This window comes from Marinobacterium marisflavi, from assembly GCF_982447095.1.
Genome location: NZ_OZ457898.1, coordinates 2,791,306 through 2,805,569 on the forward strand (window position 1 = coordinate 2,791,306; position 14,264 = coordinate 2,805,569).

The following is a 14,264-nucleotide window of genomic DNA, read 5'->3' on the forward strand; positions in this document are numbered from 1 at the left end:
TCCTTCTAGCGGGTTCAAACCTCCACAACCCCCATCTGCCAACCGTTTCCGGCACCCAGGCAGCCTGTGACGAGCTGTGTGTGTTGTGTTTAAGCACACCCAGTAATGAGCAGTACTTGCGTTAATTGTGCCGAGGCACGAAATTTTGGAGCGCAGTTTATACCACAAGCCGCAAATAAAATGAAGCAAACTTTGGGCAGCAAAAGGATCTGAGGTACACTTGGGGCAGTTAACTATTTCCCGGCTAAGCGACGCAATTTTACCGCGTAGTGACTTGGCACAGATCGATGAGACGAAGAGATGAGCATAAAGATTAAATCCGCCCTCGAAATTGAGAAGATGCGCGTAGCCGGACGTCTGGCCGCCGAGGTACTGGAGATGATCGAGCCCCATGTAAAACCGGGCATCACCACCAACGAACTGAACCAGATCTGCCATGATTATATCGTTAACGACCAGCAGGCCATCCCAGCGCCGCTGAACTACCATGGCTTCCCGAAATCGATCTGCACCTCAGTAAACTCGGTTGTCTGCCACGGTATCCCCAACGACAAAGCGCTCAAAAACGGCGATCTGATTAATATCGACATTACTGTCATTAAAGATGGTTATCACGGCGATACCAGCAAAATGTTTTTGGTGGGCGAGGTTGCACCGCATGCGGAGCGCCTCTGCAAAGTCACGCAGGAGTGTATGAATCTTGGCATCGAACTGGTTAAACCGGGCGTACAGCTAGGCGATATCGGCCACGCCATCCAGAAACACGCCGAGGCTCACCACTACTCAGTTGTGCGCGAATACTGCGGACATGGCATTGGCGCGGAATTCCACGAAGATCCGCAGGTACTTCATTACGGCCGCCCCGGTACCGGTGAAACGCTTGAAGCGGGAATGTGCCTAACAATCGAGCCGATGATTAATGCGGGCAAGCGCAACGTAAAACTAAACAAGCGCGATGGCTGGACGGTTGAGACTGTCGATCGCCGCCTCTCGGCCCAATACGAGCACACCATACTCGTCACCGAAACAGGCTACGAGATTCTGACCCTGCGCAACGAAGAACGCGTTTAATACACTAGCCCCGATCATCGTCGTTCTTCAGCGTATAAACAGGAGCAGCTGCAGATGCAACTGACAGCAATACCGATAAATGGTGTCGAGCGTTTTTTTGACCAACCCAAACTTCATCGTGAAGCCGAGTCTCTCGGCGCCACTAAAGCGCTTAAAAACGCGCTGAACGCATCCACTGAGGCAATGCATGCAGCCTTTATCGATAAGGCGGATATTCGCACCCTCATCTATGGCCGAGCCTGGGTAATCGACCAACTCCTGCGTTTCGCATGGAAACAGTTTGATTGGCCAGAAGAGGGACAATTAAGTCTTATCGCTGTTGGCGGCTACGGCCGCGGCGAGCTGCACCCGCACTCGGATGTCGACATCCTCCTACTAATGGACGGTCTCGACCCAGCTGACTTTGAAGCGAGCATTAGCGGTTTCCTCACTCTGCTTTGGGACGTCAACTTGGATATCGGTTCGAGTGTCCGTACGCTCGAGGAGTGCTACAACGAGGCGCGCGGCGACATTACGATCGCCACCAACCTGGTTGAATCGCGCACACTGGTGGGTGACAAAAGCCTGCGTGAACGCATGTATGAGCAAGTCACCTCGGAAGATGCTTGGTCGGATGCGGAGTTCTTCAAAGCCAAGCTCAAAGAGCAGACAGACCGTCACTCACGCACTAACAACACCGAATACAACCTTGAGCCCAACATTAAAAACTCACCGGGTGGTTTACGTGATCTGCAAACCATCGGCTGGGTTGCGAAACGACACTTCGGTGCAACGTATATCAAGGACCTAGTAGAGCATGGTTTTCTGACAGATACAGAACTTGAGCAACTCAGCCGTGGAGAGATGTACCTGTGGCGAGCGCGTTATGCCCTACATATGAAAACGAACCGCCGCGAAGATCGACTACTATTCGATCATCAAAGAACGCTAGCCGGCTTTTTTGGATATGAGGATAACGATAGCGCGTTAGCAGTAGAGCAGTTTATGAGCCAGTACTATCGCGTCGCCAAGCGCATGTCTGCGTTCAACGATATGCTGCTGCAGTACTTCGACGAAGCCATTCTGCGTGCCGACGTCGAACAGGAGGTACGGCAAATCAATAGTCGCTTCGTTGTCCGCGACGACTACCTAGCAGCAGCCTATCCCACCGTGTTCGAGCACAACCCCTTTGCCTTAATGGAGCTGCACGTCATCATGGCACAGCACCCTGAGATTAAGGGTGTACGTGCCTCAACCATTCGCTTGATCCGCACCCATCGGCACCTGATCGACGACGACTTCCGCAAGGATATCCGCAACACAAGCTTGTTCATGGAGCTGTTGCGTTCACCCGAGCGCGTCTCGACTGAGCTCAAACGCATGAATCGCTACGGTATTCTGGGGCGCTATCTTCCGGAGTTTGGCAATATTGTGGGTCAGATGCAGCACGATCTGTTCCACATTTACACCGTCGACGCACACACGCTGAAGGTTATTCAGATGATGCGACAGTTCCGCCACCGTGAGTACCGCGATGTTTTTCCGATTGCGCACCGAGTGGTGAACAATATTCCCAAGATCGAGCTGCTCTACGTTGCAGGCCTCTATCACGATATCGCTAAAGGTCGCGGTGGCGACCACTCGGAGCTTGGCGCTGTCGACGTGATGGATTTCTGTCAACGCCACCACCTCAGCAAGTGGGACGCAGAGCTGGTTGCCTGGCTGGTGAAGAGTCATCTATTTATGTCGATGACCGCACAGCGTAAAGATCTATCGGATCCAGAAGTGATAAACAGCTTTGCTCGACGGATGGGCGACGTCACCCATCTAGATTATCTCTATGTACTCACGGTAGCGGACATCAACGCCACCAATAATGAGCTCTGGAACAGTTGGCGCGCTTCGCTGTTGCGTCAACTCTACACGGAGACGCGTCGCGCTCTGCGACGCGGGCTTGAGAACCCGATCGATCGCGAGGAGCGCATTGAGCAGGCTCAGCATGAGGCGCTAGCCGCACTCGAGCGTCAGCATGTAGACACAACAAGAGCCAAAGCTCTCTGGGCTCGACTCGGAGAAGATTACTTCCTGCGCGAAGATGGCAAAGCGATCGCACGTCATACCCAGGCGATCATTGAGCATAACAATAAGCCGTTACCGCTCATTATGCTGAGCCAGAACACCTTTAGAGCCAACGAAGGTGCAACTGAAATATTTATCCATACAGAAGACTCGCCCAACCTTTTTGCGGCAACAGTAGCGGCACTCGACCAGTTGAATCTGAGTGTTCAGGACGCTCGCATCATCGTGACAGACAACGGCTACACGCTGAACACCTACACCGTACTGACCGAAGATAATCAGCCGCTATCAGAGAATCCGGATTATCTGCAAAGTATCTACGACTATCTGTTTGAGCAGCTAGATGACCCTGATGACTATCCAGAAATCATCCAACGTCGGGTACCGCGCCAACTGAAGCTCTTCCCAATGAAGACCAGCGCGACTCTTAGCAGTGATAGCGGCGTAAACCAGACTGTTCTCGAGGTATTCACGGCCGATCGCCCCGGCCTCCTGTCGCGTATAGGCAATATCTTTAGCCAGTTTGGTATCGTTGTGCACAAAGCTAAAATCGCCAACGTCGCTGAGCGTGTAGAGGACTTCTTCTACATCACCGACGCCGATAACCAAGCACTAACAGACCCTGACTACTGCAACCGGCTAACAGACGCGATCTGTAAAGAGCTGGACGAGCATATGCACTGATTCACAGAGAACATTTTCAAAAAGGAGCTTTTAGATGGACCAGAATAAACAGAACGAGATAGAAGCCGCTGTCTTTCGCCGCCTACTCGACCACCTCGACAACCACAAAGAGGTGCAGAATATCGATTTGATGAACCTCGCAAGCTTCTGTCGCAACTGCCTGTCAAAGTGGTACGTTGCAGCAGCTGAAGAGCGTGGAGAAAGTGTCGACTTAGATGCGGCTCGCGAGCTTGTTTATGGCGAGCCCTACGGGGATTGGAAAGCTAAATACCAAACTGAGGCGACGCCTGAGCAGAAAGCCGCCTACGCTGCTAAGCACGGTTAATACGCCTGAGTTAATGAGTACCCAGTATCTATTTCTCGAAACGCTGCGAGCCATCCCTGGGCGCTCCGTATTTGCCCGCTGCACGCTTGCTCCTGCGTCGTGCAGCATACCGTCCTCCATGGACATATCCATGGCAAATACGGTTCGAGAAACAGACACTGGGCACTCGAAAAACCAGAGCTCAAGCATCGTCGGGGACACCTCTGAAGACTCTTGTTGACATGGAGGTCAACACGAAGCCCCCAAGGATGGGTTTACGGCGTGTCTGAAGAGGTGTCCGCGGCGAGGATTGAGCCACAGGTTCTCAATTCGCGCTGATCCAAGCCCTCTCAACCTGGTTCAAGTCCACTTCAAGAATGGTTGCATAGACGTCTTCTTGGACAGGGAAGCTCTTAACGACCCGAGCTCCACGCACGACGCCTGCGACTGCGGTTTTAAACTGGTCGTTCTGTAGAATCATCGACTCCACCGTCGTCGTACCATAGAGATACTGGCCATTCACAATCGCTGCCAGCTCTTGATAGGCACGCAACTTAGAGACTCGCATGGCGTTCAGCTGTTTCTGATCACTCGTCTCGCCGGGCTGTAGACTGATGGGTGCATAGCCCGTTGCTTGCACCCAATTTTCATCTGCAGCCACGGTTTTAGACGGCGAGGGTGTTAGCGCGGGGGTGACTGTTTGACATCCCGATAACGCCAAACAGAGCGCACATGCCAAAACTACAGATCTCATTCAGCAACTCCTGCAGGCACTCCGCCTGTCTCGACAACCATCCCTTTCTCAGCAGCGAGCAACGGGTCGTATCCGGGCAGACGCCCCTCTAAAAGCTGATCCGCCACATGCACCTGCCCTGCAGCAAGCACTTGGCGCGTAGTCGTATCCAGCACGCGAGCATTGATTACCAAACCATCAGCATAGTGAGCATAGTTACCCACCAGAACAAAGTAGATGCGGTTGCGCGATCTGAGCTGGCCTATCTGCTGCTCAGAGACCTCTGGCATTGCACGGTCCGGCATGCCCGCTACTCGGTAATCGATTAGGTTGTATTCGTTGGCTTGTAGCGAGTAGAAAAGTGATTCAGAGACGCGTTCACCCACAGTGCTGTAAACCGAGTGTCCTGGCAGCGCTCCAAAAGGCAAAATTGTCATTGGAAAGCGCTTCACACGCGCTTCACTCAAACCCGTGATCAATTGCTCTCCGAGAATCTCTGCAGCGCTACTCAACGGGTCTACCTTGGTATCGAGCGACACTGCCCGAACACCAATTGCCGGCTGCGCTTCTAACGGCTCTTCACGCTCACTCAAATAAGGGGACTGAGCCTCCTGCATCGATTCAACGGACCCAGACAGACTCCCATCATTACTCGACTGAGGAGCTGAAAACATCGCCATCTGACAGCCGCTCAGCATTAGGGCCACACCCAAGGTGCTAACAATTCTCATAGGGTAATCCCGATCAATTTCTACAGGAAATATAGTCTAGGATTCACTGTTATACCGTGCATTCTGCGCAAAACTGGGAAATAACTGACATTTGAACCAAACTGTTCTGTATCTCACTTGCTTACGGGTTAGTTATGCGAACACTGCTTTTATCTGTCTCTTTCCTCCTCAGTTTGATTACATCGGCTCAAGCAGCATCAATCGAAGCGATCGGCCGGGCCCTAATCGAAAATGATGACATTGATAACGCCCGAGAGCGCGCGATCAGCCGTGCGACCGAGCAGGCCAGCATGATGGCCTTAGCGCAGATTGCCGTCACCCAGAGTGTACGCGACGGCATTCTCGAGATTGATAACCTGCGTGTCAGTACACAGACAACTCTCGGGGCTGTTGAGCTGATCTCTGAGAATCGATCCGGCAACCAGCTGGAAGTACTGATCCGAGCCGAAGTCAATGCCGTTGAGGGCTGTGCCGATGATTCCGAGGCAACCGCCTATCGTAAACCTCTCGCACTCACCCAATGGACGCTGGCTCGGCCCGCTGAAGCCAATCTTGGCCGCCTTCAGTCACTATCTAGACTGCTACCTGGCTACCTGATCGCTCAGCTTGAACAGAGCGCGCATCTGAAATTGATTGACGCGCGCAACTATCGGTTGCCGACCTACAGCGAACTAAGCCCCGATGCAGCGCTGCAACGAGCACGAGATGCTGAGAGCCTGAATACCCAGTACCTGCTTACGGCGAGTATCGACTCGCTATCGATGGAGGCAGTAGCCAATGACACACCCAATGTGCTGGTTGACCTTGCTGAACGTACGGGTCTGAAACAGCGCGCAAATCAACGTTACTTCCAATTAAGCGCGGACCTTATCGATAGCCAAACCGGCGATCTGCTCCAGCGCTATCGACTGCAGACCACTGGCCGTTGGGAGGCTGCACTCCAGTCAAAACAACCGATCTCACTGGAGCAGTTTGTGCAAGAGCCCTATGGTAAAACAGTCATACAGGAGCTTTCTGGATTGGCAAACGAGCTGGCGAACAGCCTCGCCTGCCAACCCTTGCAGGCCAATATAGTCTCAACCAGCGGTGCTAGCGCTTGGATAGATAGAGGTGCCGATGCAGGACTCAAGCCAGGGGACCGATTGTCGGTCGCGCGCAGGGTTCAGATGTACGACTCAATGATGCAGCCGGTCACTTCAACCGAGCCCACAGACATCAACTTTACTATCGAGCGCACAGAATTTGGACGCGCCCAGGGCCGATTATCGCAACCGGGAGATATTGCCGGCATTCAAGCGGGCGATATCGTTCTGGGTTATTAGACTCAGTTCTATCGGGTTCTGGGCTGTTAACAACCTGTTATTGCTGAGTTCCGCGGATCCAAATCTCCACGCGGCGATTCGCAGCGCGCCCTCCCTCACTGTCATTACTCGCAATCGGGTTACGCTCACCAAACCCACGACTACTGATGCGCAGACTTTCGACACCCACCTGCGACAGATAGTTAGAGACACTCATTGCGCGGCGCTCAGATAGGCTCTGGTTGTATTCAAACGAACCGGTAGAGTCGGTGTATCCATCTACATTGATTGCTGTCTTATCAAACTTGAGCAGCACCTTGGCAACAGAATCAAGTACGGGATAGAAATTACCGGCTATACGATCGCTATCGGTCGCAAAGGTAATATTGCCTGGCATAACCAAGCGAATCTCATCGCCCACTCGCTCAACGCGCACACCTGTACCTTCAAGCTCTTGGCGTAGCAGCATCTCCTGTTGATCCATGTAGTAACCAATACCGCCACCTACAGCGCCACCTACGGCAGCACCAATCAAGGCACCTTCACCACGATTACCCTTGGATACCGCTGCCCCCAATACAGCGCCTGCCAACGCACCTATTCCGGCACCTTGAGTCGCATTCGAGGTTTTGGGCTGCTGGGTGTACGGATCGAGCGTCTGACAGCCGGCTAGCGTTGCTGCAACCACCAGCGTAGTTAGGACTTTCTTCACATCAGTCTCCAGAAGATTCAAAGATTATTTAGCTTCCGATTAAGTTTAGACATAAATTACTGACACGCCTGCGAATTCCTGATGTTTTACCGGCTGCAGCGCTAGCCACTACGCCCCCTATCGCGCTACAATTCGGCACAAGTTGTAGGTATATAGCGCGTCGTGCGTGGCGCATTTAGGCATAGGGGAGAGTCGCTTGTCTCAGCTTCCAGTTATCGTCGGTTTTGGTGGCATCAGCCCCGCGGGACGCTCCTCTAACTACCACGCCTACAACCGCATAATTTTCGATAAACTTGATGCCGCAACCCGTCACGAGACCTTGCTAGACCTCGCAATGCTGACCGGTCTGGGGGTCTTCAAGGATGGTAGCTATAAAGACAGTGCCGGCAATACTCTGGACGCCAGCGCACTCGCGCAGAAGCTCGAAAAAGAACTCCTCTCTCGCACCCTGATTCGCCGCATCCCGTCTGAGCAGTTCGATGCCAATGCAGTATTAATGAACTCAGCCGCCCGCATTAGCGAAGCTGAGGGCACCATCAATTTCCGTCTGCGCAGCCGTCTTCTACCCGAAAATGTTCCAGATAACTGGCGGGTAACACCACTGGATGGTGGCATGGTTGATGTCGCAGTAAGCGGCGGAACTGATGTAATTTTCCCAGACAGCCGCCGTCTACCGGTTCAAGCTGCAGGCACACTGCCGACGGGATTTGAGCCAGGCAAACTCTATCAGTCACGCAACCATCCACGCGCACTGCAGATGGCAGTCTATGCTGCCTCTGATGCGCTCAGTGCAACTGGACTCGATATTGATGCACTGTTGCAGACGCTATCTCCTGACCAGATCGCTGTCTTCGCCAGCAACTCAATTGGCCAGTTGGATGAGCTCGGCTTCGGTGGCCTGACAAAATATCCACCGCTCGGTAAGCGCACTACCTCAAAGCAGATGCCACTGGGCTATGCCCAGATGCCAGCAGACTTCGTAAACGCGTATATGCTGGGCAACCTCGGCACCACAGGGGGTGCGCTAGGCGCCTGTGCCACCTTCCTCTACAACCTGCGTTCTGGTGTTGAAGCCATCCGTACCGGCAAGGCTGAGCTAGTACTAGTCGGCGGTGCCGACGCTCCGGTGATTCCTGAGGTGATCGAAGGCTTCCGTGCTATGGGTGCACTGGCTGAGGATAAAAAGCTGCAGGCACTTGACGGCCTGAGCTCTATTGAACAGGTCGATCACCGTCGCGCATGCCGTCCATTCGGTGAGAACTGCGGCTTCACAATCGGTGAGTCAGCTCAGTTCATCGTGTTGATGAGCGACCGTCTAGCAATTGAAAGTGGCGCTAACATCTATGCGTCCGTACCCGATGTTTACGTTAACGCAGACGGCTACAAAAAATCGATTTCAGCTCCAGGTGTAGGCAACTATCTGACGCTAGGTAAAGCAGCCTCACTGATCGAGAAGCTGATCGGTAGTGACTCGCTACAAAAACACTCCATGTTACAAGCTCACGGCACCAGTACCCCGCAAAACCGCGTAACCGAGTCGCATGTGCTCAACGAGATCGCTAAAGCCTTCTCGATTGATCAACTGACTGTGACCGCAGTTAAAGCCTATCTTGGCCACTCACAGGGCACAGCCGGCGGTGATCAAATTCTGTCGACGCTCGGAGTCTGGTCTAAGGGCATCATTCCTGGCCTGACTACCACTTCAGCCATTGCTGACGATGTACATCAGTCAAACCTGAACCTACCACTGCAGCACTTAGAGGTAGGTGCGGAACATGTGCACGCTGCCATGATCAACTCCAAGGGATTTGGCGGTAATAACGCCAGCGCGGCTATGATCTCACCCAACAAAACATTAGAGATGCTGAGCAAGCGTTACTCGAATGAAGAGATGAAACTCTGGCAGCAGCGTAATGAAGCGGTCAACGAGAAAATTGCCGAGTACAACTTGGCTTCGCTGCGCGGAGAGATGCGACCAACTTATCGCTATGACTACCAAGTTTTAGAGGGCGAAGATCTAGCGATTAGCCATGCAGGCATTAAAGTGCCACAGCATCCAATCCCCGTTAGCTTTGATGTTAACAATCCGTACAAAGACCTTAGCTAGGGTCAACCCAAAGCAGACTGACACTCAGCGCTCTTAAATTGCTAGATCCCCAACAGGCGGCGTGCATTAGCCGTTGTCTGTTCGGCTACTCGCTCTACAGATTCACCGCGCAACTCAGCTAGCGTACGAGCGGCGTAGCCGACCCGGTGTGGCCAGTTAGGTTCTCCCTGAAAACCTTGCATCGGCATATCGGGGGCGTCTGTCTCTAAAAGAAGCGACTCTAGCGGCACCGCTCTAACCACACGACGTAACTTCTGCGCACGCTCGTATGTGATAGAGCCGCCGATGCCAATCAAAAAACCGAGATCCCAAAGCTGTTTGGCCTGCTGCTCACTGCCAGAGAAGGCGTGCAGCACACCGCCGGATTGAGGTTGAAGCTTGCGCAGCACCTTGATGATCTGATCCACTGCCCGGCGACCGTGCATTAGCAGGGGCAGGTCAAACTGCTTTGCCAGACGAACTTGGCCTTCAAACAGCTCTAACTGCCTCTCAAGGTTTGGATCTTCGATGTAAAGATCCAACCCTGTCTCACCCACTGCCTTAATCTGAGGGTGCTGACTAAGAGCCGCTTCAAGGCGCTCAAGATCGTCATCAAGATGTTCACTCAAATAACAGGGGTGCAATCCGAGGGCGGGGTAGCGTGTAACTGGTCCAGCAGCCACACACACATCAATGACGTTCTGCCAGCGCGATGCTGTGACGCCTGGCACGATGATGGTTGAGACCTGTTCTGCTTGGGCCAATGCCAGCGTGAGTTGAAGATATTCAGGATTCGACACCCCTGAGAGAGGCTCAAAGTCGAGGTGACAGTGGGTGTCGATCAGTTCCATTAGTGCTCGCGGGTCGCGCGGAAGGCCACGTCGGGCCAGCGCTCCTGCGTCAAATTGAGATTCACGCGCGTGGGTGCGAGATAGGTCAGCAACCCAGCACCATCAATCGCGAGGTTGTCGTAAGCCTTCTTCTCAAAGTCGCCAAGCATCTTGTTATCTGAGCACTCAACCCAGCGCGCGGTGGCAACGCTGATTGGCTCATAGATACACTCAACCTTGTACTCATCTTTGAGGCGATACATAACCACATCAAACTGTAGCTGACCCACCGCACCAAGAATCAGGTCGTTGTTGCGCTTAGGCATAAACAGCTGTACCGCACCCTCCTCCGAGAGCTGCTGCAGACCTTTCTGTAGCTGCTTCATCTTCAATGGATCGGTCGGGCGCACGCGCTTGAACAGTTCAGGAGCGAAGTGCGGAATCCCGGTGAATTTAAGCTCTTCACCCTCGGTGAAGGTGTCACCGATCTGAATCGTGCCGTGATTGTGCAGGCCTATAATATCGCCTGACCAAGCCTCTTCCACAGCCTCGCGATCACCGGCGACAAAGGTTACTGCATCCGCGATACGCACGTCCTTAGCTATGCGCGTGTGACGCATCTTCAGACCCTTGGTGTACTTACCCGAACAGATACGCATAAAGGCGATGCGGTCACGGTGTTTAGGGTCCATATTGGCCTGTATCTTAAAGACAAAACCCGTGAACTTCTCTTCGTCAGCGCCAACGGTACGCGATTCAGTAGCGCGCTCTGTAGGCGCCGGCGCCCACTCAACAAAGTCATGCATCATCTCGCGTACGCCGAAATTACCCAGGGCAGTCCCGAAAAAGACGGGTGTCTGCTCGCCTGTGAGGTAGGCATCGATATCCCACTCGTGGCAGGCGCCTTTTACCAGCTCAATCTCATCACAAAACTCATCGTACTCATCCGCTAACAACGCGCGCGCCTCGTCTGAGTCCAACCCTTTAATCAGTTTCTCATCCGCCAGAGTGTGCCCCATCCCTTTGGTGTACTGATGTATTGTATCGGTATAGAGGTTGTAAACACCTTTGAAGCGCTGACCTGAGGCGATTGGCCAGTTGATCGGTGCCGCCGCAATCTTCAGTACGGACTCAATCTCATCCAGCAGCTCAATAGGGTCACGGATATCGCGGTCGAGCTTGTTCACAAATGAGAAGATCGGCGTATCTCGCAGACGACAAACTTCCATCAGTTTTATCGTTCGATCCTCGACACCCTTAGCGCCATCAACCACCATCAGCGCCGAGTCGACTGCCGTCAGTGTGCGGTAGGTATCCTCCGAGAAGTCTTCGTGCCCCGGAGTATCTAGCAGGTTTACAATGCGATCACGAAACGGGAACTGCATCACCGATGAGGTGATCGAGATACCACGCTCTTGCTCCATCCCCATCCAGTCCGAAGTCGCATGACGATCACTACCACGCCCCTTAACGGTACCGGCCACCTGAATCAACTGACCAAGTAGCAACAGCTTCTCAGTAATCGTGGTTTTACCGGCGTCGGGGTGAGAGATAATCGCAAAAGTGCGTCGCTGGGCGACCTGATTCTGAACAGCTGATGACATTTAACTGACTTCTTTAAATTAGGTTTGGGCGGTGCCCGAAAAATTGTCGCGTATTTTCGCTGATTCCCTCGCGTTTCACAAACTGAGATCGCCCTCACATCTGGAGGCAGCACAGATTACGCTGGGTGGGGTTGTGAGACCCGCCGTAAATCCGGCCGCGCGCTTGCTCCTGCGTCGCGCGGCATACCGTTCATCCATGAACATATCCATGGGAGCTTCGTGGCAGCATCCCTGCTGCCACGAGTCTCACAATCCCCACCCACCGCACTCTGCACTGCTGGAGATTCTAGTCAACCCCGCCTCCTTAACTCAAGCATCAGCGGGCTTCGGAGTTGGTATGGCACTCAGGCCGGCGGAGTGAGTTGCGGACTACCCTTTCCAGACTCTCAATTTACAAGGATGTAAATTGCGAAGCGCCACATGGAAGTGCTCGAGCGTGTCTGGAAAGGGTAGTCCGCACCCCGCTTCGCCCCTAAAGAGCCAAAAAAAACGGCGCTCGATGAGCGCCGTTTTGATGGTAGGTAGCGTTACTTGGTAACAATCTCCGGCCCCATTATTGAGTATGGCAGCCAAGTAGACAGTGCAGGGATGTAAGTCACCAGAATCAGGAAGACAAACAGCACGGCAACAAATGGAGCGGCAGCTTTAACAACGCGCGCCAGACTCATACCGGTGATCCCCGAGGTCACAAACAGGTTCAGACCTATTGGAGGGGTAATCATACCGATCTCCATATTCACGACCATGATGATACCCAGGTGGATCGGGTCTACACCGAGCTCCATCGCGATTGGGAATACCACCGGCGCCACAATTACCAGCAGGCCTGATGGTTCCATGAACTGACCACCGATCAGCAGCAGGATGTTTACGGCAATGAGGAAGGTAAACCAGGTAAAACCAGCGTCCAGCATCCACTCAGTGATCGCCTGCGGGATACGCTCCGCTGATAGCGTGTGCGCAAACAGCAGCGCGTTGGCGATGATGAACATCAGCATAACGGTAGTTTTGGTGCCTTCCAGCATCACCTTTCGCGTCTCACCACCGAAGATACCCGGCAAGAATTTACGCACGATCAGCCCTAGGTTGCGCCCCCAGATCGGAAGACCTGCTGCGAAACAGTGCATGAAGCCCTCGTGCAGATCGCCACTACGCTTCACAATGTAGAGGATAGTGATCGCCGCACTGATGATCAGACCCCAAATGGCTCGTTCACCAAAAGTGACGGTAGCATCAGGACCAGAGGTTGCGAAGAAGGACATGATCATGAACACGAGGAACATCGATACGCCGTAGACGCTACCATTGAAGCCGATTCGCGCGTGATCTGCATCCGTATCAAGAACCCAAGGAGTATCTTTAAGCGGTCCCATGTCGCGGTAGACGAACACGGCAATCAGCATTGAGTAAACCGCAGCGACAACCGCTGCCTCGGTTGGTGTAAATGCACCACCGTAAATACCACCCATGATGATAACGATCAGGAACAGGCCCCAGCCCGCCTCCTTACCACCGCGTACTATTGCTCCGAAGCCTTTCCACTCTTCTGCAGGCAGGTTTTTGATACGAGCAACCACATAGATCGCCAACATCAGCATACCGCCAGCCATCAAGCCTGGGATAACACCAGCAAGGAACATTCGACCAACCGATACATCAGTTGATGCGGCGTATACCACCATTACGATCGATGGAGGGATCAGTATGCCCAGAGTACCTGCGTTGGCGATAATGCCCGACGCGAACTCCTTCGAGTAGCCAACTTGGCGCATACCGGCAATCGCAATGGTACCGATCGCAACCACGGTCGCCGGTGATGAGCCAGACAGGGCAGCGAACATCATACAGGCCAGAACCGATGCCATCGCCAGACCGCCGCGGAAGTGACCAACAGAGGCAATTGCAAAGTTGATCAGGCGCTTAGCCACACCGCCGGTCGACATAAAGGCTGATGCCAAAATGAAGAAGGGTATTGCCAGTAGCGTGTAGTGCGTGCCCACACCGAAGAGTGAGATCGCAATAGACGAGAGCGAATCACTCGAGAAAAAGGTAATAAACAGGATCGACGAGAGACCCAGCGCGATACCCACGGGCAGACCGATAAACAGCAGCCCGAGTACCAAAGCAAAAAGAATCAGTGCTTCCATCTC

The 14,264-nt window shown here is 53.3% G+C and carries 11 protein-coding genes; 5 read left to right on the forward strand and 6 right to left on the reverse strand.

All coding sequences use genetic code 11. From position 1 onward, the window contains the following. Positions 1–300 precede the first annotated feature (300 nt). The 3 genes from map to AC1WNR_RS13770 are packed head-to-tail and all read left to right on the forward strand — an operon-like array spanning position 301 to position 4,138. Complete coding sequence (gene map / locus AC1WNR_RS13760; protein WP_481645062.1) at positions 301–1,071, forward strand: type I methionyl aminopeptidase; 771 nt, start codon at positions 301–303, stop codon at positions 1,069–1,071. Between the two features lie 54 nt (positions 1,072–1,125). Continuing rightward, positions 1,126–3,813: a [protein-PII] uridylyltransferase gene (locus AC1WNR_RS13765; RefSeq protein ID WP_481645063.1), complete on the forward strand. Its 2,688-nt coding sequence runs from the start codon at positions 1,126–1,128 to the stop codon at positions 3,811–3,813. A 34-nt stretch (positions 3,814–3,847) separates the two neighbouring features. Next, positions 3,848–4,138, forward strand: a complete 291-nt coding sequence (locus AC1WNR_RS13770) for a DUF1244 domain-containing protein (protein WP_481645064.1) — start codon at positions 3,848–3,850, stop codon at positions 4,136–4,138. A gap of 304 nt (positions 4,139–4,442) precedes the next feature. Here AC1WNR_RS13770 and AC1WNR_RS13775 read toward each other — a convergent pair whose 3' ends face one another. After that, positions 4,443–4,871 (reverse strand): LPP20 family lipoprotein, encoded by a 429-nt coding sequence (locus AC1WNR_RS13775; protein WP_481645065.1) that lies wholly within the window; start codon positions 4,869–4,871, stop codon positions 4,443–4,445. Beyond that, positions 4,868–5,581 (reverse strand): FlgO family outer membrane protein, encoded by a 714-nt coding sequence (locus AC1WNR_RS13780; protein WP_481645066.1) that lies wholly within the window; start codon positions 5,579–5,581, stop codon positions 4,868–4,870. Before AC1WNR_RS13780 ends, AC1WNR_RS13775 begins: the two co-directional genes overlap by 4 nt. A gap of 134 nt (positions 5,582–5,715) precedes the next feature. Between AC1WNR_RS13780 and AC1WNR_RS13785 the strand changes: the two genes are divergently transcribed. Beyond that, positions 5,716–6,903: a flagellar assembly protein T N-terminal domain-containing protein gene (locus AC1WNR_RS13785; RefSeq protein WP_481645067.1), complete on the forward strand. Its 1,188-nt coding sequence runs from the start codon at positions 5,716–5,718 to the stop codon at positions 6,901–6,903. Between the two features lie 37 nt (positions 6,904–6,940). Here the strand turns inward: AC1WNR_RS13785 and AC1WNR_RS13790 are convergent, their stop codons facing one another. Then, on the reverse strand, positions 6,941–7,594 hold the full coding sequence (locus tag AC1WNR_RS13790; protein WP_481645068.1) for a YiaD family glycine zipper/OmpA-like lipoprotein: 654 nt from the start codon (positions 7,592–7,594) through the stop codon (positions 6,941–6,943). A 196-nt stretch (positions 7,595–7,790) separates the two neighbouring features. Here AC1WNR_RS13790 and AC1WNR_RS13795 point away from each other — a divergent pair, with 196 nt between their 5' ends. After that, a complete protein-coding gene (locus AC1WNR_RS13795) occupies positions 7,791–9,701 on the forward strand; it encodes a beta-ketoacyl synthase (protein ID WP_481645069.1) in 1,911 nt (636 codons plus the stop codon). Positions 9,702–9,742: 41 nt separating this feature from the next. Here AC1WNR_RS13795 and AC1WNR_RS13800 read toward each other — a convergent pair whose 3' ends face one another. The 3 genes from AC1WNR_RS13800 to AC1WNR_RS13810 all read right to left on the reverse strand — a co-directional run bounded on the left by AC1WNR_RS13800 (position 9,743) and on the right by AC1WNR_RS13810 (position 14,261). Then, positions 9,743–10,531 (reverse strand): TatD family hydrolase, encoded by a 789-nt coding sequence (locus AC1WNR_RS13800; protein WP_481645070.1) that lies wholly within the window; start codon positions 10,529–10,531, stop codon positions 9,743–9,745. Then, the gene (locus tag AC1WNR_RS13805) at positions 10,531–12,114 is read right to left on the reverse strand and encodes a peptide chain release factor 3 (RefSeq protein WP_481645071.1); all 1,584 of its coding nucleotides are present in this window, start codon (positions 12,112–12,114) and stop codon (positions 10,531–10,533) included. Before AC1WNR_RS13805 ends, AC1WNR_RS13800 begins: the two co-directional genes overlap by 1 nt. A 527-nt stretch (positions 12,115–12,641) precedes the next feature. Then, entirely contained in the window at positions 12,642–14,261 is a 1,620-nt protein-coding gene (locus AC1WNR_RS13810; RefSeq protein ID WP_481645072.1) for a TRAP transporter large permease, read from the reverse strand. Positions 14,262–14,264 lie beyond the last annotated feature (3 nt).